At 76.8% G+C, this 21,740-nt stretch carries 12 protein-coding genes and 2 pseudogenes; 5 read left to right on the top strand and 9 right to left on the bottom strand.

The features are described 5' to 3' along the window. Positions 1-173: 173 nt before the first annotated feature. The 4 genes from NX801_RS23650 to NX801_RS23635 all read left to right on the top strand — a co-directional run bounded on the left by NX801_RS23650 (position 174) and on the right by NX801_RS23635 (position 5,602). Positions 174-1,556: a thioester domain-containing protein gene (locus NX801_RS23650; RefSeq protein ID WP_258789897.1), complete on the top strand. Its 1,383-nt coding sequence runs from the start codon at positions 174-176 to the stop codon at positions 1,554-1,556. Between the two features lie 1,142 nt (positions 1,557-2,698). Then, positions 2,699-4,363 (top strand): energy-dependent translational throttle protein EttA, encoded by a 1,665-nt coding sequence (ettA, locus tag NX801_RS23645; protein WP_258789896.1) that lies wholly within the window; start codon positions 2,699-2,701, stop codon positions 4,361-4,363. 13 nt (positions 4,364-4,376) lie between these two features. Beyond that, positions 4,377-4,904: an acyl-CoA thioesterase gene (locus tag NX801_RS23640; RefSeq protein ID WP_428986211.1), complete on the top strand. Its 528-nt coding sequence runs from the start codon at positions 4,377-4,379 to the stop codon at positions 4,902-4,904. Next, positions 4,901-5,602 (top strand): DUF8010 domain-containing protein, encoded by a 702-nt coding sequence (locus tag NX801_RS23635; protein ID WP_258789895.1) that lies wholly within the window; start codon positions 4,901-4,903, stop codon positions 5,600-5,602. The genes NX801_RS23640 and NX801_RS23635 overlap by 4 nt, the downstream gene beginning before the upstream one ends. 43 nt (positions 5,603-5,645) lie before the next feature. Here the strand turns inward: NX801_RS23635 and NX801_RS23630 are convergent, their stop codons facing one another. Next, on the bottom strand, positions 5,646-6,050 hold the full coding sequence (locus NX801_RS23630) for a globin (RefSeq protein ID WP_258789894.1): 405 nt from the start codon (positions 6,048-6,050) through the stop codon (positions 5,646-5,648). 117 nt (positions 6,051-6,167) lie between these two features. On the opposite strand from NX801_RS23630, the gene NX801_RS23625 reads away from it, so the two are divergent. Beyond that, a complete protein-coding gene (locus NX801_RS23625; RefSeq protein ID WP_258789893.1) occupies positions 6,168-7,301 on the top strand; it encodes a methyltransferase domain-containing protein in 1,134 nt (377 codons plus the stop codon). Between the two features lie 83 nt (positions 7,302-7,384). On the opposite strand, the gene NX801_RS23620 is transcribed toward NX801_RS23625, so the two are convergent. The 8 genes and pseudogenes from NX801_RS23620 to NX801_RS23585 all read right to left on the bottom strand — a co-directional run bounded on the left by NX801_RS23620 (position 7,385) and on the right by NX801_RS23585 (position 21,687). Continuing rightward, complete coding sequence (locus tag NX801_RS23620) at positions 7,385-9,403, bottom strand: FHA domain-containing protein (RefSeq protein WP_258789892.1); 2,019 nt, start codon at positions 9,401-9,403, stop codon at positions 7,385-7,387. Between the two features lie 113 nt (positions 9,404-9,516). After that, on the bottom strand, positions 9,517-10,965 hold the full coding sequence (locus NX801_RS23615; RefSeq protein WP_258789891.1) for a vWA domain-containing protein: 1,449 nt from the start codon (positions 10,963-10,965) through the stop codon (positions 9,517-9,519). Between the two features lie 409 nt (positions 10,966-11,374). After that, positions 11,375-12,733 (bottom strand): annotated as a pseudogene (locus NX801_RS23610) (PP2C family protein-serine/threonine phosphatase); the annotation flags it as partial. A gap of 435 nt (positions 12,734-13,168) precedes the next feature. Next, on the bottom strand, positions 13,169-15,832 hold the full coding sequence (locus tag NX801_RS23605; protein WP_258789889.1) for a serine/threonine-protein kinase: 2,664 nt from the start codon (positions 15,830-15,832) through the stop codon (positions 13,169-13,171). A 233-nt stretch (positions 15,833-16,065) separates the two neighbouring features. Continuing rightward, a pseudogene (locus NX801_RS23600) lies at positions 16,066-17,361 on the bottom strand (hypothetical protein); the annotation flags it as partial. Positions 17,362-17,636: 275 nt separating this feature from the next. Then, on the bottom strand, positions 17,637-18,647 hold the full coding sequence (locus NX801_RS23595; protein WP_258789944.1) for a glutamate ABC transporter substrate-binding protein: 1,011 nt from the start codon (positions 18,645-18,647) through the stop codon (positions 17,637-17,639). Between the two features lie 173 nt (positions 18,648-18,820). Beyond that, positions 18,821-20,248, bottom strand: coding sequence for a hypothetical protein (locus NX801_RS23590; protein WP_258789888.1), 1,428 nt, complete (start codon positions 20,246-20,248; stop codon positions 18,821-18,823). Positions 20,249-20,691: 443 nt separating this feature from the next. Then, on the bottom strand, positions 20,692-21,687 hold the full coding sequence (locus NX801_RS23585) for an N-acetylglucosamine kinase (RefSeq protein ID WP_258789887.1): 996 nt from the start codon (positions 21,685-21,687) through the stop codon (positions 20,692-20,694). Between the last annotated feature and the right edge of the window lie 53 nt (positions 21,688-21,740).

The raw sequence follows: 21,740 nt of genomic DNA, 5'->3' as shown, positions 1-21,740 counted from the left end.
CGCGGGTACTCCTGGGGCGGTCGAGTCGGCAGGCGAGGCGCTGCACCCCAACGCGTCCCCATGCGAAAGCGCCTTGCCCGGAGGGGAATTCTGTGATTGCTGGGCGGTTTGCGGTACACCGGCCGGGCCGCGGTCCGGCCCGCCTCGCCGGGACGGCGCTGGTGTCCGTGCTCATGGTGGCGGGGCCTCTGGCCGGCACCGGGACGGCCGACACCGGCAGTACACCTGTCGCCCGCCCGGGCGGAGCCACCGCCACCCTGACCGGACTGACCGTCGCCGACCGGGCGGTCCTCCGCATCGACGGGCGCCGCCAGGAACTCCCCGCCGGCCTCTTCGCGATGACCGTGGACGGCGGCGGCACCCTCAAGACCTACGGCGTCGACCTGCACAGCCCGGCGCAGGAGAACGCCGCCTACGCCGAGACCTCCTGGAGCCAGACCTCACTGGGCGCCAACCCGGCCGCCGGGAAGATCCGCTGGATACTCCAGCACTCGTATCCGCAGGTCGACGACCTGACCGCACTCGCCAAGGCCGCCGGGAGCGGGCCGCTCACCCGGGAGACGGCCGCCGCCGGCACCCAGGTGGCGATATGGCGCCACTCGGACCGCGCCCGGGTGGACGCGCTCGATCCCGCCGCCGAACGACTCGCGGACTGGCTCGGCAAGCAGGCCCGGTACGTACCCGAGCCGCCGCCCTCGCTCAGCCTGGAGTCGCCGGTGGTCGCGGGCCGGACGGGCACCCGGCTGGGCCCGGTCACCGTGCGGACCGGCGCCGCCCGGGTGACGGTGGCCGGACCGGCCGACACCACCAGCGGGGTCCGGGTCACCGGAGCGGACGGCAGACCGGTCACCTCGGCGGTGAACGGCGGCCGGCTCTGGTTCGACGTCCCGGCCGCCGCCGCGCCCGGCACCGCCTCGCTGACGGTCCAGGTCACCACGACCGTTCCGGTGGGACGGGCGTTCGCCGGGGTGACCAAGAGCCAGACGCAGATCCTCGCCGGATCCAGCGAGTCCACCACCACCGCCACGGCGACGGCGACCTGGGCGAAGAAGGGCCCGATACCCGCCCTCTCCGCCCGGAAGAACTGTGCCGCCGGCGGGGTCGACATCACCGCCGTGAACCAGGGGGACGCCGCCTTCGCCTTCGAACTGCTGGGCACCGAGCACTACGTCCCGCCGGGGGCCGTCCGGACGGTGCCCGTACCGCTCGCCGAGGACCAGGCGTACGAGCTGACGCTCACCGGGACCGACGGCTTCGTCAAGGCGTTCGACGGGCTGCTGGACTGCGCGACCACCGGGAGCACCCTCGCGGCGACCGCCCGGAAGGACCAGGACCGCGACCCCGGGGCGGCGGGCGGCACCCCGGCCGGCCCCCTGACGGCCGGCACGGTGCCGATGGGCGGCGGCGAGGACCTGGCCGCCACCGGCGCCTCGGGGGCGACCCCGATGATCGCGGGCGTGGCGCTCGGCATGGTGCTGCTCGGCGGCACGGCACTCTTCCTGCTGCGCAGGAAGGAGCAGGCCGCCGCCGAAGAGGGCCCGTACGCCGAGGAGTGATCCCGGCCGCCGGCACCCGGCCCGGGAACGCGCCACGGTGACGACGGTGGCCAGGGCGGCTGCGGTGATCACGGCGGCCGCAGTGACCGCGCGGCGGTCACGGTGACTGCGGTGGACACAGGGCCGGGGCGACCACGGTGACCGCAGCGGCCACGGGGGCTGCGGTGCTCACGGGCGCTGCGGCGACCGCGACCGGCGGGTGCCGGCGCCGGGTCACGTCGCCGTGACCGGCGGCCGCACGGACCGTGGCCGGCGGGCCCCGGGGTGCCGGCGCTCGACCATGGCGTGGACGTACCCCTCGGTGCCACACCCGGCGGGCGCCGGGGTGCCGGGACCGGGTCCCGCCGTGACCGGCCGCATGGGCGGTGGCCGGCCGCACGGACCGTGGCCGGCGGTACCGGCCCGGGGTGCGCCACCGCAGCGGCGGGCGGCACGCGCGCCACCACAGCCGCAGGTGGCGGGCACGCCACCGCGGCCCGGCGATGCTGTGGCCCGGTGGCCCGGCGATGCTGTGGCCCGGTGGCCCGGCGATGCTGTGGCCCGGTGGCCCGGCGATGCTGTGGCCCGGTGGCCCGGTGGCCCGGTGGCCCGGTGGCCCGGTGGCCCGGTGGCCCGGTGGCCCGGTGGCCCGGTGGCCCGGTGGCCTGGGGGTGCCGTGGCCCGGTGGCCCGGCGACTGCGTGGGCCCTGGGGTCCGACGACGGCGCGCCTGCGTGGCTCGGGGGTCCCGAGAGCCGGGGGTGCCGCGACTCCACGGCCTGGGGGGCGCCGCTAGCCGGGGGCGCCGCGAGCCGGGGGTGCCGCGACTGCGTCGCCCGGCGACTGTATGAGCCCGGCGGCCCCGCGAGCCGAGGGTCCGGCGGCCCGGCCGTCCCGCGACTGCGTGGGCCCTGGAGTCCGGCGGCGGCGCGACTCCGTGGCCCGGTGACCCCGCGACCCGAGGGTCCCGCGAGCCGGGGGTCCCGCGAGCCGGGGGGCGCCGCGACTCCGTGACGACGGGTGGTGGTGAGGCGCCGGGGGAGGGGAGGGAGGGGGGAGGGGCGGGGGCGGGGCCCCCGGGACAATGGGTTTTCGTCCTCGGGTGGACGTCAGGCAAGATGGGGTGTACCTCTGCCCACTCACTCGAATGCCGGACGGTTTCCTTTGGCTGAGTACATCTACACGATGCGCAAGACGCGCAAGGCGCACGGCGACAAGGTCATCCTCGATGACGTGACGCTGAGCTTCCTGCCCGGCGCGAAGATCGGTGTGGTCGGCCCGAACGGCGCCGGTAAGTCCACGGTCCTGAAGATCATGGCCGGTCTGGAGCAGCCCTCCAACGGTGACGCGTTCCTGTCGCCGGGCTACACCGTCGGCATTCTGCTCCAGGAGCCGCCGCTGGACGAGTCCAAGACGGTCCTGGAGAACGTCGAGGACGGCGTCGCCGAGGTCAAGGGCAAGCTCAACCGGTTCAACGAGATCGCCGAGCAGATGGCGACCGACTACACCGACGAGCTGATGGAGGAGATGGGCAAGCTCCAGGAGGACCTGGACCACGCCAACGCCTGGGACCTGGACGCCCAGCTGGAGCAGGCCATGGACGCCCTGGGCTGCCCCCCCGGTGACTGGCCGGTCGTCAACCTCTCCGGTGGCGAGAAGCGCCGCGTCGCCCTCTGCAAGCTGCTGCTGGAGGCCCCCGACCTGCTGCTGCTCGACGAGCCCACCAACCACCTGGACGCCGAGTCGGTCCAGTGGCTGGAGCAGCACCTCGCCAAGTACCCGGGCACCGTCGTGGCGATCACCCACGACCGGTACTTCCTGGACAACGTGGCCGAGTGGATCCTGGAGCTCGACCGGGGCCGCGCCCACCCCTACGAGGGCAACTACTCCACCTACCTGGAGAACAAGGCCGCCCGCCTCAAGGTCGAGGGCCAGAAGGACGCGAAGCGCCAGAAGCGGCTCAAGGACGAGCTGGAGTGGGTCCGCTCCAACGCCAAGGGCCGCCAGGCCAAGTCCAAGGCCCGTCTCGCCCGGTACGAGGAGATGGCGGCCGAGGCCGACAAGATGCGGAAGCTGGACTTCGAGGAGATCCAGATCCCGCCGGGCCCCCGCCTGGGCGGTGTCGTCGTCGAGGTCGAGAAGCTCAACAAGGCGTTCGGCGACAAGGTGCTCATCGAGGACCTCAGCTTCTCGCTGCCGCGCAACGGCATCGTGGGCGTCATCGGCCCGAACGGCGCCGGAAAGACCACGCTGTTCAAGATGATCCAGGGCCTGGAGGAGCCGGACTCCGGCTCCATCAAGGTCGGTGACACCGTCAAGATCAGCTACGTCGACCAGAGCCGCGAGAACATCGACCCCAAGAAGACGCTGTGGGCCGTCGTCTCGGACGAGCTGGACTACATCAACGTCGGCCAGGTCGAGATGCCGTCCCGCGCCTATGTCTCGGCGTTCGGCTTCAAGGGCCCGGACCAGCAGAAGCCGGCCGGGGTGCTCTCCGGTGGTGAGCGCAACCGCCTCAACCTGGCGCTCACCCTCAAGCAGGGCGGCAACCTGCTGCTCCTCGACGAGCCGACCAACGACCTCGACGTGGAGACCCTCTCCTCGCTGGAGAACGCGCTGCTGGACTTCCCCGGCTGCGCCGTGGTCGTCTCCCACGACCGCTGGTTCCTCGACCGGGTGGCCACGCACATCCTGGCGTACGAGGGCGACTCCAAGTGGTTCTGGTTCGAGGGCAACTTCGAGTCGTACGAGAAGAACAAGATCGAGCGCCTCGGTGCGGACGCGGCCCGTCCGCACCGGGCCACCCACAAGAAGCTCACCCGGGGCTGAGGCAGCGATCACGGTGGCCCGTCACCTCTACCCCTGCCCCCTCCGCTGGTCGGACATGGACGCCTTCGGGCACGTCAACAACGTGGTCTTCCTCCGCTACTTGGAGGAGGCCCGGATCGACTTCATGTTCCGGCTGGCGCCCGGGAACGGCTCGCCGTCGTTCTCCGGCGGGTCCGTCGTGGCCCGCCACGAGATCGACTATCTGCGTCCGCTGGTGCACCGGCACGCCCCGGTGACCGTCGAGTCCTGGGTCACCAAGATCGGCGCGGCCTCGCTGACGATCGCGTACGAGATCAAGGACCCGGAGCAGGTCTACGTCCGGGCCTCGACCGTCGTGGTGCCGTTCGACCTCGACACCCAGCGCCCGCGCCGGATCACGGCCGAGGAGCGGGCGTTCCTGGAGGAGTACGTGGACGACGGCATGCGCGGCGGCGAGCGGGCCGCCGACGGCTCCGGCGAGGCCGGCGGGGCCGGGCGGTCCGGCGGGGCCGGGGCGGCCGGCGGTTCCGGAGCGGCCGGCGAGGGGGCCGCCGCCGTATGACGGCGCCGCTGCGTTTCGCCGACGCCAGGGAGGCGGCCGACCTCGCCGCCTTCCTGGCCCGGCTGCTCCACTACGACCGGGCCGCCGCCGTCCGCCTGCAGGCGCGCGGCGGGGCCCTCGCCGTCTTCGGGCGGCCGCCGTCCTTCGAGGTGCTGGCCATCCGGACGGCCGTGCTCCTGGACGCCGCCCCGCTCGATGTCACCGTCTCCGCCGGTGAGTTGCTCGACGGCATCGAGAACGGCGGCGAGACCACGCCAGCGGGCGGGATCCCGGTCCCCGGGGCGGTCACCGGACCGCCGTGGGCCGGGGTGCTGCCCCCGCACGGCGGCTGGCGGGAGGTGCCCGGGCTGCCCGGCGCCGCCGGACTGCGCGGGGTGGTCGCCGCCGCCGTCGCGGAGTTCCGCACCCGGGACGAGCAGTTGCCCACCGAGCGCCGCAACCGCGCCGAGCGCGACCGGATGGGCCGGGAGATCTGGTCCCGCACCATCGGCTCCACCGGGCTGCCGCTCCGGGCCGTGCACGCCGCCCAGTCACTGGGCTTCCTGCCTCCGCACGAGCCGCCCGTCGCCCTGCTGGGCTCCGGTCCCTGGCTGCGGCTGCGCACCCCGTACGGCTCCGTCGCCGTCCGCACGGCCGGGCCCGCCGGCCTCGGCGTCATCCCGGTGCCGCACACCGCCGGCCACGCCCACAGCCGCTGACCCGCGGCTCTCCCGGGCGGCTCAGCCCGCGGTGTCCACCGGCTCAGTCCGCCGCGTTCACCATGGAGGCGGCGGCGTAGGTCAGGTACTTCCAGAGCTGCCGCTCGTGCTCCTCCGGGAGCCCTAGCTCGTCGACGGCCGTCCGCATGTGCTTCAGCCAGGCGTCGTGCGCGGCCCGGTCGACGGTGAACGGCGCGTGGCGCATCCGCAGCCGGGGGTGTCCCCGCTGGTCGCTGTAGGTGCGCGGGCCGCCCCAGTACTGGATCAGGAACAGCACCAGCCGCTCCTCGGCCGGACCCAGGTCCTCCTCCGGGTACATCGGCCGCAGCAGCGGGTCCTCGGCCACCCCCTGGTAGAACCGGTGGACGAGGCGCCGGAAGGTCGCCTCGCCGCCGACCTGCTCGTAGAAGGTCTGCTCCTGAAGCGTGCCGCGCGGGATCTCATTCACCCACCCATGGTCTCAGACCCACCGGCCGAGGACCGGGGCCCCAGGACCTCCCCGCCCGGCGGGAGGCCCCTCGCCCGTCTGTTCGCGTCCCGGGAGCCGGGGCAGCACAGTGGAGACATGGGGACGAAACGACCCGACGCGCCCGGGACGCCCGATGGGCCCAGGACACCCGGCCCGGCCGGAACCCCCGACGCGGCGGCCGGGACACCCGGTACGACCGGAGCGGCCGCCGCGTCCGACCCGTACGCGGAGGCCGCCGCCGGGCACCGCCGGGCGCTGGTCCGGGAGCTGATCGGGGCGGGCGAGCTGGCCGATCCGGCCTGGCGGGCGGCGTTCGAGGAGGTGCCCCGCCATCTCTTCGTACCGTTCTACTACCTCGGCGTCATGGGCGGCTACGAACGGCTCACCCGCGACGACCCCGACCCGGGCCGCCGGGCCCGCTGGCTCGCCGGCGCCTACGAGGACCGGCCGCTCGCCACCCTGCTGCGCGACGGGGAGCTGGTCTCCTCCTCCAGCCAGCCGTCCCTGATGGCCGCGATGCTGGCGGCCCTGGAGGTACGGGACGGGGACCGGGTGCTGGAGATCGGCGCGGGCACCGGTTACAACGCGGCGCTGCTCGGCCACCGGCTCGGGGACGACCGGGTGACCACCGTCGACCTGGACGAGGAGATCACCGGACCGGCGCGGGAGCGGCTGGCCGCCGCCGGCCACCACCCGGCCGTGCTCACCGGTGACGGCGCGCTCGGCTGCCCCGGCCGGGCGCCGTTCGACGCGATCGTCGCCACCTGCACCCTGCCGTCCGTGCCGCCCGCCTGGGTGGGCCAGTGCCGTCCGGGCGCCCGGATCCTGGCGCCGCTCTCCACCGGGCTGATCCGGCTCCGGGTGCGGGAGCCGGACTCCGATTCCACCGCCGGGCCGGGGGCTGCCCCCGGTCACGCCGAGGGCCGGTTTCTGCGCACCTCGGCGTACTTCGTCCAGCTCCGGGGCGGCGCCACCGGTCCCGCGCCGCCGGTACGCACCGGGGGACTGACCAGGAGCGCCACCGAGAACGAGCTGTTCCGCTTCCTGCTGACCCTCACCGCGGGCACCCTGGACCCGCGCGAGGCGTACGCGCTCTGGCAGCGCGAGGGGCGCCCGGCGCGGGAACGGTTCGGGGTGACCGTCCGAGCCGGGCGCCAGTGGGCCTGGCTGGACGACCCCGAGGGACCGTACAGCTGGCCCCTCGGGACGGACGGCGGCGCCGGCCGGTGAGCACGGCGGCCGGTACGGTCGCCGTGCTCACCGGCCGGTGGGCCGGGTGCGCGGCCGGTGAGCCGGCACGGGGCCGCCGGCCGTCAGCCGCGCCGGACGGTGATGGTGGTCCAGGCCCCGACGTGCACCCGGTCGCCCTCCCGGAGCGGCACCGGCACATAGGGCTGGATCGGCTCCTCGGCCCCGTTGATCGTGGTGCCGTTGGTGGAGTTCTGGTCGACCACCGACCAGGAGCCGTCCGGCTGCCGCACCAGCACCGCGTGCTGGTGCGAGACGCCCGGGTCCTCCGGCGGCACCGACAGGTCGATGTCCGGCGACTCGCCCGTGGAGTGCCGGCGCCGGCCGATGGTGATCCGGTCACCGGCCAGCGGCAGCTGCTGCTCCGGGGCGTACGCGGGCAGGCTCAGCCCGGCGGCCTCGGGGCCGCTGCGTTCCATCATCGCCAGGAAGTACTCCCGGTCCGGCGCCACGACCGCCGTCCAGTGCCCGGCCGGGCCGGTCGCGGGCGGCTGTCCGGCCGGCCCGGGGGACGGCGGGGCGGGCACGGGCGCCGGGGGCGGCGCGGCGGGGCCCGACGGAGCCTGCGGCGCGGGCGGGAACGGCGACTGCTCCGGGGCGTGCCGCTCGGGCGCCGGACGGTGCTCGGGCGCGGCCCAGGGCTCCGGCTCCGGCCGCCCGGGACCCGGCTCGGGCGCGGAACGGTGCTCCGGGGGCCAGGACTCCGGCTCCGGCCGGCGCTCGGGAGCGTGCCGCTCCGGCGCCCGGTGCTCCGGCGCGGCGGGCGGCTGCGGGGCGGCCTCCCGGAACTCCGGCTCGGGCGCCGGGAACCCGGGTCCCGGGAACCCGGGCTCGGGCGCCCGGTGCTCCTGGGCGGGCCGCTCCGGGGCCCGGTGCTCCGGGGAAGCGGTGGGCTCGGGGCCGGACGGCGGCGGCAGCACCCAGTCGTCGTCGGCGGCCCGGCGGCGCGGCCGCAGCGGCGGGGGAGCCGAGCTCTCCTCGAAGCCCTGCCGCGCGGGCGGCGGGACGGGCCGGCCGGCCTCCGGCACGGGGCGCCCGAAATCGGACGCGGGCCGGCCGGGTTCGGGTACGCCGGGCCCGAAGCCGGCCTCGGAACGGTCGGGCTCCGGCGCGGGACGCCCGGCGTCCGGCCAGGGGCTACCGGGGCCGGAGGCGGGCCGGTCGAAACCGGTCGCCGGGCGGTCGGCTCCCGGGACGGGCCGGTCGAATCCGGGCGCGGGGTGTTCACCGGCCGCCGAGGGCCGGTCGAATTCGGGCGCCGGACGGTCGGATCCGGGTGCCGCCGGACGGTCGAATCCGGGTGCCGACGGCCGGTCGAAGCCGGAGACGCCCGGACGGCCGGGGGTCCGCCGGGGCAGCCCGGCGAGGCCCTGCCCCTGGCCCCGCTGCCCCTGGCTGGCCTGGCCCTGCTCCTGGCCCCGGTACGGCCCCGGGGCGGCGCCCGGCTCCGGGGGCTCCTCGGGGAGCGGCTCGGCCGGACGGTTCACCCGGGACGGACGGGAGCCCTGGTAGTGGGAGCCCTGGTACTCGAAGGGGTCCGCGGGCCCGGACGACGGAGGCTCCGGCCGGTAGCCGGGCGGCAGGCCGGCCCCCGGTCCGGGAGCACCCGGACCGGAGGGAGCGCCGGGCCCGGCGGGCATACCGCTACCGGGGCCGCCCGGGCGGCCGGGGCCGTGTCCCGGGGCGCCCGGCGGCGGGAAGGCCGGGCCGCCGCCCGGCGCCTGGTGACCGCCCGGGCCCGTGGGGCCGCCCGGGGCCGGGGCCGGAGACGGGGAGCGGCGGGGGCCGGTGGAGATGGGGGTGTACGAGGTCGCCGTGCCGGTGACGAAGTTCCAGCGGCACTCCTCGCAGAACGGCGCCCCGGCCTCCCGGGGCGTACGGCACTGCGGGCAGAGCTCGGCCCGCCCGCCGGCGCCCGGGTCCCGGCCCGGTGCGGGGGCGTGGCCGCCGGGGTGGCCGTAGCCCGGCGGCGGGGGAGGGGGCGGCGGTACGGCGCCCGCGGGCGCCGTACCGGCCATGCGATGGCCGCAGACCTCGCACCAGTCGTCGGAATCCGACTGGTGTCCGTTCGGGCAGGTCGGCATGTCGGCGCTTCCCCCTTTCTCCGCCGGCCGGCGGGCCGGTGTCGCTTCCGCGGCTGCGCGCCCGCCCCCGGTGCCGTCACCCGGGGCAGGCGCGAAGTCCGACCGCGGTACGGTCACTTCTTTACGCTTTTGACGCGAACGGTCTTGATGGAGCGCGTTTCGAGGGTCATCTCGTCCGCCTCCGCGACCTTTGCCTTCAGTCGCACAGTACCGGTCGCCACGTCGACCACGTCCACCACCTTCGAAAGCAGTTTCGCCGTCTCCGCGTTTCCGGAGGCCGCCGCCAGCTGCACCGCCCGGCCCAGCCGCGCGGTCGCGCCGTCCGGGTCGCCCGCCTTGCGCGCGGCCAGTCCCTGCTGGATGGCGCGGGCCAGCTCGGCCTGTCCGCTGTAGTGCGCGACCTGCGGATTGATCGCCGTGGAGGCGGCCAGGTCGTCGGTCCACACCGCCCGGACGAGGCCCTGCCCCACGGTCCCCGGCGCCCCGCCTGCCGGGTCCGGCAGCACCAGCGAGACCCGGGCGGCCAGCATCTCCTGGCCCACGCCCGCCTCCGGGACCCGGACGCAGAGGTGGTAGTCGCGGGACTCGTCGCCCCAGGAGCCGGTCGGGTAGTCGCCGAGGCGCGGTCCCGCCTCCGTACGCCGCCCGGTCAGGTCCACCACCGCCGGGGCCACCTGCTTGACGTACCGGATCTCCGCGCCGACCGGCGTCCACAGCCGCAGTCCGACGTCCGCGACCTCCTTGCCCATGGCGTGCTCCATCATCGCCCGGAAGTCGGCGGCGAGGCCGGACGGGTCGGCGACGATGTCGGCGGTGCCGAGCAGCGCGGCGGCGATCCCGGTGACCTCCTTGACCTCCCAGTCGGTGCCCACGCCCCGCGCGTCACAGGTGAAGCGGCCGGCGCAGGCGTCGAGGGCGGCCCGCAGCCCGGCCGGCGACTCGTGCTCGTTCCGTCCGTCGGTGAGCAGGACGCCGTGCCGGATCGGGGCGTCCGAGCCGGCCAGCAGCCGGCCGGCCAGGGTCAGCCAGGTGCCGATCGCGGTGCCTCCGGAGGCGGTCAGCCGGCGCAGCGCCGTCCGGGCCGCCGCGCGGGTGCCGGCGTCGGCCACCGCCAGCCGGCCGCCGCCCGGGAAGACCTCGGCGGCCTCGTGGGTGCCGGCCACCACCGCGAAGGCGACCCCGTCGCGCAGGGTGTCGATGGCGGCGGCGGTGGCCTCCCGGGCGTGCCGCATCTTCCCGGCCGGGTACTCCATCGAGCCCGAGCAGTCCACCATGATCACCACAGCCGCGCCGCCGCCCCGCTGCCCGCCGGAGCCGCCGGGGCCACCCGGTCCGCCGGGTCCGTCCGGCCCGTCCGAGCCGCCCGGCCCGCCGGATCCGCCCGGTCCGTGTCCCGGGCCCGGCACCGCGTCGGCGACGAGCGGTGCCCCGCCGCTGGTGCCGCCGCCGGTGGAGGTGACCGAGACGATCGCGTGCACCTCCCGGCCGCCCTCCGGCAGATAGGCGTTCTGGTACACCTCCACCGAGAACTGCGGCACCTTCGACTTGGAGAAGTTCGCCATCTGCTGGGGCTCCTCGGGCCTGTTCGGCGGGACGCCGTGGACGGTACGGGCGGGACTCCGGTGGGACGGGGCCGGAGGGACGTGGCCGGCGGGACGGGCTGCTGCCGGAGGTGGTGCGGGGCGGTGCGGGGTGCTGCGGGCGTGGTGCGGGAGGCGACGGCACGGGGCACCGGCGGCGGCACCTCCGGACACGGCGGTCCCGGCCGCCCGGTGGACCGGCGGCGGACCGCCGGCACCGGCGCCTTCACCGGCCGGGGCCCGGCGGGCCCCGGCCGGTCACCGGCACGTCACCCCAGGAACGGGGCTTCCCCGAATGTCCGGTGACGGAACGTCACGTCGGGGTGATTCCGTCCGTACCGGTGCCGCCCGACGCCGGGGACGCGGTTTCGGCGGTCTCGGAATCCCCGATGGCCCCGGCGGCACCGGCGGCCGGGACGACCGGCAGCACCGCCACCGTCACATTGTCGTGCCCGCCGCCGTCGAGCGCGTGACCGAGCAGCACCCGGGCGGCGTCCAGCGGCCGGGCTGCGGCGTCCGGGGGGACGACCCGGGCCATCGCCTCGGCCGCCTCCGCGTAGTTCCACAGGCCGTCCGTGCAGACCACCACCACGCCCGGCCGGTCCGGGGTGAACGAGGCGGTGTGCGGGTCGAGTTCGTACGCGTCGGCGCCCAGCCAGCCGGTGATCGCGTGGGCCCGGGCGTCCGCGTACGCCTCGGCCTCGCCCATCAGTCCCGCCGCCACCATCTGGGCGGCCCAGGAGTCGTCCTCGGTCAGCCGGGCGGGCGGGGTGGAGCGGTCGTCGGGCACCCAGTAGACCCGGCTGTCCCCGACCCAGCCGACCACCAGCAGCCCGCTCGCCACGACCGCGCCGACCAGGGTGCAGGCGGGGGCGTTCCGGTGGTGGCGCGGCTCGGGGTCCGGGCCGCCGGACGCCCCGTCGTCCGCCCCGGCCTTCCGGGCCGCCAGCGCGTCGACGGCCCCGGCGGCGGCGACGATCGCCTCGTGCATGGCCATCCGCGGATGGGTGCCGCACTCCAGGGCCGCCCGCAGCGAGGCCCCCGCGGTGTCCGCGGCGGCGGCCGACGCCTCGTCGGGGCGGGTGGCGGACGACACCCCGTCGCAGACGACCGCGACCACGGCGGGCGAACCGTCCGGCAGCGCCGTCGCGGCGACCGTGAACGCGTCCTCGTTGCGGTGGTGGCGCAGCCCCCGGTCGGTCACGGCGGCGGCCGGTCCCGCCTCCTCCTCCACATGGTCCCGGGCGCGCGGCTGGGCGTGACCGCAGCGTTCGCAGTACCCCTCCCGGCCCGGCCGTCCGGTCCCGCACGCCACGCACCGCCCCGCTCCGGCCGACCCGGCCCCGGCCCCGGGTGGCACCGGCCCGGCGGGCGCCTCCGGGGCGCCGGACGGCTCCGGACCATCGGGCGCGCCGGCCTCACCGGGCCCGTCCGCGGCCCCGGCTCCGGGCCCGCCCGGGTACGTCCCCGCCCCGGCACCGGCGTACGGCTCCGGGACGGGCGCCCCCGGGGGCACGGGCGGCGCGGGCGGCACCGGGGGGACGGCCGGCACCGGGGGCGCGGCCGAAGCGGGAGGTACGGGCGGCTCCGGGGGCGCCAGGGGAAAGTCGCCGTTCCGGTCCATCCCGGGCAGGCCCCGGTCGCCGTCCGGCACCGCACCGGTCCGCCCCGCGGCCACCGGCCCGGCGCCCGGTGCGGCCGGCCACACCGGGCCCGGCCCGGAGGAACCGGCCACCGCCGGCACCGCCATGGACCCCGGCGAACCCGCCGGCCCCATCGATCCACCGGGTTGCATCGATCCACCGGACCCCATCGACCCACCGGACCCCATCGACCCACCGGGTCCCATCGATCCGCCGGGTTCCACCGATCCCACTGGACCCTCGGAGCCCGCCGGTTCCACAGCTCCTCCGTAGTCCACCGAAGTCACCGAAGTCACCGAGCTCACTGAACCCACCGAGCTCACCGACCTCACCAGTCCCTCGGGGCCCACCGAGCCCTCGGAGCCCGGCGAACCCGTCGATCCCCCCGATCCCACCGGCACGGTCGGCCGGTCCGGTGGTGGCGGGGGCACGGCCGACAGGTCGTACCCGCATGCCCCGCAGTACAGATCACCCTGCTCCAGCGGCTCCTCGCAGCCGGGGCACTTCGACACGGCCGCCGGCCGGTGCATCCGCTCCATCATTCACACCCATGTCCGGGGGCGGAGGCGGTTGGCCCGCTCCACCAAGTCGTACCTCTCGTCACCGCGCTGGGCGAGCCGGGCCAGCACCCGGTAGGAGCGCTCCAGACCGAACCGGAGCCCCCGCTCGTCCAGTCGGCAGCCCAGCAGTTCGGCGGGGGCCGGGTCCGCTCCGGGACGGCCGGAGAGCACCCAGTCCAGCGCCAGGCCCAGCACCTCGGCCGACAGCCGCTCGTACCGCACCGTGTCCAGACCGAACTGCCGCAACGCCACCACCTGCGCGGCGGCGGCCGTCAGATCGCCGGCGAGCGGCTCGCGCGGTGAGCGGTGCCGCAGCCGGGCCCGTACCGCCGCCACCCGCGCGGCCGTGTAGTGGATCGACGCGCCCGGCACCGACTCCAGCGCCCGCACCGCGCCCGCCCGGTCACCGGCGGCCAGCCGCACCCGGGCCAGCCCGAACGCGGCGCTCACGAAGCCGGGGTCGGTCGTCCACACCAGCTGGTAGTAGCCGCCGGCCGCGTCGAGCCGGCCCACCGCCTCCGCGCAGACCCCGAGCGCCAGCTTGGGCACGGGCTCGCCGGGGAAGGCGTCGTGGACCGCGTCGAAGGCGAGCGCGGCGCCCACCGGGTCGCCGGCCGCCAGCGCCGCCACGCCCCGGTACCAGACCACCCGCCAGTCGTCCGGCAGTTGTTCGTCCAGCGCCTCGAGGGCGACCCCGGCCCCCTCCCGCTCGCCCAGCTCCAGCAGGGCGCGCAGCTCCCGCAGCCGCAGCTCGGCCGAGCAGGCGGGCGCGGCGGCCAGGGCGGCGATCAGCTCGGCCGGCGCGGCGGTGGCGAACCCGGCCAGGAAACCGGCGTTCGGGTCGTCCGGGTCCACCCGGGGCACCGGCAGCGCCAGCGCCGTGGCTCCCTCGTCCATCCCGGCGAGCAGCGCCCCGGCCCCCGCCCGCGACCCCGGGACCTCCGGCACCCGGGACCCGGGCACCCCGGCCCCCGCCCGCGACCCCGGCGCTCCCGGCACACCCGCCCCGGGCAGCCCCGCGCCAGGACCCGCCTGCGGGCCGGGCCCCCCGTCAGCCCCCGGACCCGCCTCCGGGCCGAGCTCTCCGTCCGCCTCCGGACCGGGCCCGCCCGCCTCCGCCGCCTCCCGGCCGGACCCCAGCGCGCGGGCGCGGGGGAACAGCCGGCGGACCGGGGCGGGCCGGGAGCCCAGGGCGGACACCTCGTCCACCGGCTCCGCGAACAGCACCGTGTCGGTCACCCGGGGCTCCGCGCCGAAGAGCGTCGAGAGCGCGGGGCGCGGCCGTCCGGTCCGTATCGCCACCACCTCCCGCAGCACCCCCGTGAGCTGCTCGGCCATCTCGCGTGCCGAGGCGAACCGGCGGCCCGGGTCCGGGGCGGTCGCCCGCACCAGCAGCCGGTGGAAGGACTCGTGTCTGCGGAACACCTCGATGTGCTCGGGGCCGGGCAGGGCGTGCGCGAAGACCGTGGTGTACCCCTGGAAGTCGAAGGTCAGCACGGCCAGGGTGCGGGCCACCGTGTAGAGGTCGGAGGCGACCGAGGGGCCGGTGGTGGCGATCTCCGGGGCCTGGTAGCCGACCGTGCCGAAGACCGGCGACTCCTCGTCGTCCATCCGGCGCACCGCGCCCATGTCGATCAGCTTCAGCTGGTCCTCGGTCTGGATGGCGTTGTCGACCTTGAAGTCGCAGTAGAGCAGCTTGCGGCTGTGCAGGTGCCCGAGCGCCTCCAGCGCCTCGATGCCGTACGCGCACGCCTGCTCGACCGGCAGCGGATCGCGCCGTCCGTCCGTGCCGCGCCGCCCGTTGGCGATCTCCTTCAGCGACTTGCCGCCGACGTACTCCATGACGATGTAGCCGTCGAGCGAGCCGGTGCGCGGGTCCAGGTGCTCCACGAAGTTGTAGATCCGGACGATGTTGGAGTGCTCGATGGCGGCCAGGAAACGCCGTTCGGCTATCGCCGCCGCCATGGCGTCCTCGTCGCCGGAGTCCAGCAGCCCCTTGAGCACCACCCAGCGGTCCGAGACCGCCCGGTCCACCGCGAGATAGACCCAGCCGAGCCCGCCGTGCGCCAGACAGCCGGCCACCTCGTACTGGCCGTGCACCATCTCGCCGGGGCGCAGCTTGGGCACGAAGGAGTACGGGTGCCCGCACTTGACGCAGAAGCCCTCGGTGCGGCCCGGGCGGCCGCCGCGCGCCCGGCCGACCGGCGCGCCGCAGTCCGACCGGGAGCAGTACCGCTTGCGCTCCGGCACCTCCGGGTCCGCCAGCACCGCCGTGCGCGGGTCGGGCCGGGGCACGTCCGGTACGGAGACCAGACCGGCGCCCAGCCCGCTGCGCCCGGACCGCCCGGACCGCCCGGTCGGCGAACCCGAGCTGCGCACCGACACCGACCGGGACACCCGCCCGCCGCCCGCCGGTGCCGCGCCCGGGGCCCCGGACCCGGCCGGGCCGGAGCCGGTGGACCCGGCGGACCCGTCCCGGCCGGCGTCCGCCGCCGCGCCGGCCGGGATCGCGGCGGTGGTGGGCGGTGAGGCGAGGTCCCCGTTCGGGGCGGCGAACGGGGCCATCCCGCAGGTGTCGCAGTACAGCGCGCCGCCGCCCAGATCGTCGTACGCCCCCGGGCACCCGGGCCGCTGACAGGTGATCACCGGCTCCCCCTCCCGTCCGCCCACTCGCCCGGGCCACCGGACTCGGCCCGGTCGTACGGCTCCACCCGGTCGTACGGCTCCCTCCGGTGGTCCGGCCGCACCCGGTCGTACGGTTCGACGCGGTCGTACGGCCCCCGCGTTCCGTGCCGTCCGCCGCCGTCATCGCCGCCGTCGCCGTCGGCCGGCCGGCCGCCCGTCCCGCTCTCCAGGACGCTGTACGACTCCGCTCCGCGTCCCGCCGGTGAGGGGCCGGGGCCGCCCGGCGGGGCATCCCCGGCCGGTGGGGTCAGCAGCTCGGCGGCGGTCCGCTGGTAGCGCAGCACCGCCTCCCCGGCCACCCGCAGATCGCAGGGCGCGCTCCAGAGCATCCGGCGGGCCGCGTCGTACCGCTCGATCAGCAGCGGGTCCTCGGCCAGCCCGTGCCGGGCGACCTTCGCCTTGTACGCGTCCAGCCGGCCGCGCAGCTCCGCCCGGACCGCCAGCGGCGCGGTGACGGCCGTCAGCGAGTCGCGGGCCCGCAGCAGTTCCTCCTCAGCCTCCCGCTCCAGCGCCTCCAGCAGCGGGGAGAGCCGGTGCCACTGGGCGTGCCGCCGGTACTGGGCGGCGGTGGCCAGCCGTTCCTGGAGGACGGTGGGCGGACCGCTGACCACCGGCACCTCGGATGCGGCGATCTTCGACAGCACCTCCACCCGGGCCGTCCGGGCCTCGGCCAGGGTGCGGTCGGCCCGGGAGAGCAGATCGCGCAGCCGCAGCAGCCGGGTCTCGGAGTCCTGCCGGACCTGGAGCACCGCCTCGATCTCCCGTCGCACCTCCTCCAGGGCGCGGGCGGCCCGGTCGTACCGCGCGGTGTCGGGCCGTCCGCCGCCGGGCGCCGAACTCCCGCTCGCCGGACGCCAGAACGCCAGCGGGTCCGCCACCACCTCGGCGCGCAGGGCGGTCAGCTCCCCGGTGATGGCCGCCAGTTCGTCGGCGGCCGGGTGCTCACCGGGGCGGACCCCCACCGAATGGGCGAGCGAACGGGTGCGGTGCAGTTCGGCGGCGAGCAGATCTATCCGGGCGGGCAGCGCCGACCAGACCGCGTCCGCCGAGACGACGGTGTCCAGCGACTCCGCGTAGAGCGCGTTCATCCGCTCCATCAGCCGCTCCGGGGAGAGGCTCTCGGACAGTTTTCCGGAGGGGTCGGTGGCGTCCGGCACCGTGACGGAGGGGCCGCGCAGCAGCTCCGTGAGCTCGGCCAGATCCTCGTCGCCGGGCGTGCGGCGCCGGGCCCGGACCTCGTGGGCGGCGCGCAACACCCCCGTACAGGCGTCGAAACAGGTCCAGAGCAGGGTGATGGCCCGCTCCGTCGCGGCCCAGCGCCCGGCGGTGGTGCCGGTCAGTCCGGCGCCCTCCAGCAGGCCCCGGCCCGCATGGTCCTGGAGGGCCAGCAGGGACTCCTCCACCGCCTTGTGCTCGGCGCCCAGCCGCGCCAGCGCACGGTCCGCCTCGTCCCGGTCCAGCACCGGACCGGACGGTCCCGCGTCGCCCATCGCTCACCCCTCCGCTCTCACTGTGTCCACCGCGTCCCAGTCTCCGCCCCTCCACCGCCCCGCCGTGCCACCTTTCCCGAGAAGGGCCGCCCGAAAGACCCGGCGAACATCCCGGCATACGGTCCGACGCCCGTGGCCCGCCGTCCGGTTCTCGCCGGCCGGGACCGGGGACGCCTCCGGCCCGGCCCGAGACCCGAACGGATGTCCGGGGTGGCGGGTGTCCGGGCCCACGGACGCCCGGCACCGTCCGCGTGCCCGGTCGGGACCCGACCGGCTCAGCGCGAGCGGTACTTCGGCGCCGGCGGCCCCGTGAGCCCCGGCAGACCGGCCTTCAGCCACTTGTCGTACGCCGTGAGCCAGGGGCCCTTCCGGTACTCGACCAGCACCTGGTTGACCCTGCGCACCAGGTCGTCGTGGCCCAGCTTGACCCCGACGCCGTAGTACTCGGTGGTGAACGGCTTCCCCTTCAGCTCCACCGCCGGGTCCTGGGCCGCCTGGCCGGCCGCCAGGGCGCTGTCCGTCACCACCGCGTCCACCTCACCGAGCTGCAGCCGCACCAGGCAGTCGAGTTGGTTGGGCACCGTGATCCGGTCCCGGTCGCCGGGCCCGCCGTCGTCGGCGTCCTGGTAGATCGCCCCGAACGGGTTGTCCTTCACGGCGTCGTACGCGGTCGAGGTCTCGGCGGTGCAGATCCGCTTGCGGGTGAGCGTGCGGTTGAACCCCGTCACCTCCGAGTCCTTGGGCGCCAGCACCTGCTGGCCGGTCTGGAAGTAGGCGGTGGAGAAGGCCACCTTCTTGATGCGGGCGCAGTTGATCGTCATCGTCCGGACCACCAGGTCGACCGTGCCGTCGCTCAGGGCCGGGATGCGCTGGTCGGTCGGCACCGCCCGGAGCACCAGCTTCCTGGCATCCCCCAGCAGATCGGTGGCGATGGCCCGGGCCAGGTCGATGTCGAACCCCTCCAGCTTCCGGGTGGCGGGATTCCGGTAGCCCCAGCGGTAGCTGTTCTGGTCCACCCCGACGACCAGTTTGCCGCGCTTCTTGATCGCGGCGACGGCGGGGCCGTCCGCCCGGGAGGGCGGCAGCGACGCCTCCGGTGTCCGGCAGCCGGGGGCCGGTGTCCGCGCGGAGGCGCGCGCGTCGCCGGGCGCCCGGGTGCCCCCGCCCGGTGCTCCGGGCGCCCCTGACCCACCGGACGCCGCCGGGGCCGTGGTGCCGTGCGCCGCCGGCGGCGCCACGGGCCCGCCGGCCGGTCCGCACCCGGCGGCCACCGCGCAGAGGACCATCGCCACTCCGCCGGCCGTCCGTCTCCCGCCGGGCCCCCACCGGCCGCCGTCCGGCCGTCGCCCTCCGGCCGCCCGGTGCTCCCCGGCCGCCCCCCGTCCGATCATGGCGTCACCCCCTTCACCGCGTCCCCGTCCCTCTTCGTTCCCGCCGCCCCCGCCGGCCCGGGCGCCGCTCACCGGTACTCCGTGAGCCTGCGGTTGATGCCCATCAGGGCGCCGACCGCGCCCAGCCCCGCGAGCACGGCCGCCCCGACGGGCAGTCCGGTCAGCGCGGCACTGGCCCCCTCGGCGGCCCGGGTGAACTCGCCCTGCTCGTGGTGGACCGCCAGGTCCAGTGCCCGGTCCACCTGGTCGAACAGCTCCCCGGTGGAGCCGCTCGTGCTCTCCCTGGTGCCGATCACCAGGGCCAGCGCGCTCTCGTAGTCGCCCCGGTCGTTGTCCAGACGCCGGGCTTCGGTGTGCCGCTTCTTCCACTGGTCCGCCTGCTCCAGGGCCCTGGTGACCGGCTCGCGGCCCGCCGGGTCGTCCGCCAGCCGGGCGGCCCGGCCCAGCGTCGCCAACAGGGCGTCCCGGTTCAGCCGGTAGTCCCGCTCGTACTTGTCCTCCCGGTCCTCCCCGGGCCGCTCGTCGGTGAGCACCGCGCCCCCGGCCACCAGGACCAGGTTCTCGGCGGCCCGCGCCCGGAGCGAGCTGATCCGGGCCTGGTTCAGCACCGCCAGCGACTCCTGGCCGCCCGTCCGGGCCTCGCCCAGCCGCCCGGCGGCCAGCGCGTACCCGGCCACCAGCCACAGCAGACCGGCCAGCACCGCCGCACTGCCAGCCAGCAGGCCGTGGTTGAACACCCGGTTGGTACGCAGGAAGACGCGCCGCTGCGCCCAGCCGAGCGCGCCCAGCGCCAGCAGACCCAGCACCAGGGCGGCATACGGCCAGGAGCGGGCGTCGGCCGTGTCCCGGTCCAGCCGGCCGCTCTCGGCGTCGTACAACCGCTGGGCGGCGGGCAGCAGTTCGGTGGTCATCTGCTGGTTGGCGTACCGCAGGTAGGCGCCGCCCAGGGGCAGCCCCTGCCGGTTGATCGACCGGGCGGTCTCCACCCGGCCGGTGTAGACCGGCAGCCGCTCGTTGAGGACCTCTATCTCGCGCGCGGAGGCGGGGGAGTCACCGGTGTGGCCGGACGCCTTGGCGAGCAGCCGGGCGGCGGTGGCGATGTCCCGCTCGTACCGCTGCCGCGTCGTCGCGGGCTCCGGGGCGCCGGCCAGGAAGGCGCTGGTGGCGGCCGTGTCGGCGTCGGCCAGCGAGCGGAAGATCCGGGCCGCGTCGGCGCTGAGCGGCTGGCTGCGGCCGACCACGTTCGCGGCGGCCGACGCCCGGCCGTCCGCCTCCAGCGCGGCGAGCACCCCGAACGCCAGCACCAGCCCGGCCAGCACGGCGCCCAGGATCCGCAGCCGCCCCGGCTCGGTGGTCACCGTCTCGCGCAGCTTCGCCCGGCCCACCGCCCACGCCCCGCGCCCGGCGGGCGGTTCGGGCCGTGGAAGCCCCGCCGGCCCGGCGGTCCGGGACAGTGCGGGACCTGACGGCCCGGCACCGGCCGGCCCGCCCCCCATCGGCCCGCTCCCGGCCCCCGTCGGTCCGGCCCCCGCCGGCTCAGTTCCCGTCGGCTCGGTTCCGGTTCCGGCCCCGGTCTCTCCGGCCGCTCCGGGCCCCATCGCTCCCGGGCCGCCCGTGCGCGCGGCGGGCACGCCGGGCGTCGGCGCGTACCGCGTGTGCGGCGCGTCCGGTGTCTCCGGTGCACGGGTCATGCGTAGGTCACCTGACCTCCCCCTCGGTCGCTGACCGCAGTATGGCCGTACCGGCCGCCCTTCACACCAGCCCCGGCCCGGCCGTGCCGCCCCGCCGGCCCCTGCCGCGTCCCGCCCGGCCCACCGGTCCCGCCGGTCACGGACGCCGGGCCGGGGCGGCTCCGCCGCTCACCCGTACGAGGGCCCCCGGCCCCCGCTCCCGCCCCTCACCCGTACGCGGGCCCCGGCCCGTACCCGGCCCCCGCCCCTCACCCGTACGCGGGCCCCGGCCCGTACCCGGCCCCCGCCCCGTACGCGGCCCGCAGCCGGGCCAGCACCGGGGCGGAAGCGGCCAGTTCGTCCAGGCCGAGCAGGGCGGCGCCCAGGACCGGCGGCTCGGTGACCACCCGGACCTCGGCGCGCGGCGCCCGTTCGGCCAGCAGCGCGGCGATCCGCGGGTTGAGCCCCGGGTGCCGGGCGGCCAGCACCCCGCCGCCGAGCAGCACCGGCACCCGGTCCGCCAGCAGCCCGAGCCGCTCCAGGGCGACCGCCGCCAGCGCCACCACCTCCCGCGCCAGCCGCTCCACCAGCGCCCCGGCCACCAGGTCGCCCGCCGCCCCGGCCGCGAAGACCACCGGGGCCAGCCGGTGGCGCCAGTCGGCCGGGGCGTGGCCCAGATGGACCGCCTCGATCAGCCCCGGCACCGAGCCATAGCCGAGGCGCGCGGGCAACTCCCGTACCAGTGAGGTCGGTTCACCGCGCCCGTCGTGCGCCCGGGCGGCGTACCACAGCGCCTCCTCGCCGAGCCCCGAACCGCCGCCCCAGTCACCGGAGATCCGGCCCAGCGCCGGGAACCGCGCGGTCCGCCCGTCCGGCAGCAACCCCACGCAGTTGATGCCCGCGCCGCACACCACGGCGACCCCGCGCGGCTCGGCCACCCCGGCGCGCAGCACCGCGAAGGTGTCATTGCGCACCCGGACCGCCCCGCCCCAGCCACGCGCCGCGACCGCCTCGGTCAACTCCGCCTCCTCCACCGGGAGATCGGCGTTGGCCAGACAGGCCGAGACGCGCGCGGCGTACGGCGGGCCCGGCAGCCCGGTCGCCGCCCAGGCCGCCGCGACCGCCGCCGCCAGCACCTCCATCGCCGCCGCCACGCCCACCACGGGTGGCTGGAAGCCGCCGCCCCGGGCACTGCCCAGCAGGGTTCCGTCCGCGCCGACCACGGCCACATCGGTCTTGCTGTTGCCCGCGTCGACAGCCAGCACGGCGGGGGCAGCCGGCACGGCGGGGGCGGCCGGCACGGCGGGGGCGGCTGGCA

Origin of the sequence: Streptomyces pyxinae (genome assembly GCF_024756275.1) — a bacterium.
Taxonomy (GTDB): domain Bacteria; phylum Actinomycetota; class Actinomycetes; order Streptomycetales; family Streptomycetaceae; genus Streptomyces; species Streptomyces pyxinae.
Note: the sequence above shows the minus strand (reverse complement) of the source record. Positions and strands in the feature narration are given on the sequence as shown.